Here is a 286-nt window from a genome sequence, read left to right as displayed (position 1 = left end):
CTGGTGGACACCTATGACACCGAGGAGGGCGTCCGCGTCGCGGCACACGTGCTGCGGCACCTGAACCGCGGGCCGGGCTGCGCCGTCCGCCTGGACAGCGGTGGCCTGGGGATCCTGGCCGCACGGGCTCGGTCGATCCTCGACGAAGCGGGCCTCTCGGACGTACGGATCAGCGTCAGCGGCGGTCTCGACGAGTACGCGGTGGACGATCTGGTCCGCTCCGGGGCACCGATCGACGTGTACGCGGCCGGCACGCGCGTCGGGGTCTCGGCCGACGCGCCGTATC

1 pseudogene is annotated in these 286 nt (G+C 72.7%); it reads left to right on the top strand.

Features of this window, described 5'->3' with window-relative positions:
• Nucleotides 1-286 (top strand): annotated as a pseudogene (locus J0695_RS41695) (nicotinate phosphoribosyltransferase); the annotation flags it as partial.

The organism is Streptomyces beijiangensis (assembly GCF_017315755.1).
Taxonomy (GTDB): Bacteria; Actinomycetota; Actinomycetes; order Streptomycetales; family Streptomycetaceae; genus Streptomyces; species Streptomyces beijiangensis.
Note: the sequence above shows the minus strand (reverse complement) of the source record. Positions and strands in the feature narration are given on the sequence as shown.